Origin of the sequence: Enterorhabdus sp. P55 (assembly GCF_009911695.1) — a bacterium.
Taxonomy (GTDB): Bacteria; Actinomycetota; Coriobacteriia; order Coriobacteriales; family Eggerthellaceae; genus Enterorhabdus.
This window is the reverse complement of sequence record NZ_QWKK01000240.1, coordinates 1-1,162: the sequence shown is the minus strand read 5'-3', so window position 1 is coordinate 1,162 and position 1,162 is coordinate 1. Positions and strand designations below refer to the sequence as shown.

Here is a 1,162-nt window from a genome sequence, read left to right as displayed (position 1 = left end):
GTGCCTGCGTGCCGCGCCCCCACCACACCCGCGCCTTGCCCTCGCGCGCCCTCCGCGCCTTGCGTCCCGCGTGCCCACCGCACCCGCGCCTTGCCCTCGCGCGGCCTCGCGCGGCCTCCGCGCGCCCCGCGCACGCGCCCACAAAAAAAGCGGAGCCGTCACTCAGACGACTCCGCCTTCATCGTATCTCATGGCGTTCGCTCGCCGCCCGCAGCGCCTCGCGGGCGCGCTCCCGCACCGCAGGGCGTAGCGCCGGCGACCTCCTAGTAGCGCATCTGGGAGGCTCGCCAGGCGTCGGCAGCCCACTCGGGGGCGTTGCGACCCACCCAATGCGCGACGGCGCGCATCGAGACGACGGTCGCCAGAGCCCAGCCGGCTGCGCACAGCACGCACCACACGAGCATGAGCAGCATGCCCACCAGACCCATGCCGCCCGCGGCCGCAGCGACCGCAGCCGAGCCGTAGCCCGAGCCCAGCGCCATCAGCGGGCCCATAAAGCCGACGAGCCCGATCGCCATGAACACGAAGCCGACGATCGACACCACGGCGCCCACGATCAGGTTCGGAACCACGGCAGCGCCCAGCAGGCTCGTCCAGTTGCGCTTGAGCACGCTCCAGGCATAGCCGATCTGGAAGCCCTCGCCGAGCGAGCCCATCATGGCCATGCGCACGCTCAGCAGCGTCTCGAGCATGCCCGCGAACAGCATGATCGCGATGGCCGCCACCCAGCCGATAAGCGGCACCCAGCCAACGACGGCGCTCGCGATGGAGGCCACCAGCCCGATGACGAGCGCGATCAGGAAGTAGTAGAAGCCGTACTCGAAGTTGCGCCCGTTCACCACCTCGCGCGGCAGCGGCGTCTTGGCGCCGAAGGGTACCTCGCGCGACCAGTTGAGGCTGTAGCCGTACACCATGAAGTTGAGGATGGGCACGCATCCGATGAGGCCGAGCAGGGCCATGCGGCCCTTCCAACCCTCCGATGAGGAGATGTCGCGCCAGGCGGCCTTCAGGCAGCCCTCCGCATAGACGGGCTGCGGCTCAACGGGCTGCGGCTGGGGCGGCACGGGCGCTGCGGCGTAGGGCGACTGGGGCTGGGGCGGCACCGTGCCGCCGGCGCCGGGCTGGGCCTGCCAGCCGGACGGCGCGGCTCCGGCGGGCGCCT

Annotated in this window: 1 protein-coding gene; it reads right to left on the bottom strand. The window is 71.9% G+C overall.

The window, feature by feature from the left end; translation table 11 throughout:
• Positions 1–263: 263 nt before the first annotated feature.
• Positions 264–1,162, bottom strand: an 899-nt coding sequence (locus tag D1643_RS11060) for a DUF4013 domain-containing protein (protein WP_160710650.1), incomplete at its 5' end; no start/stop codon positions are given.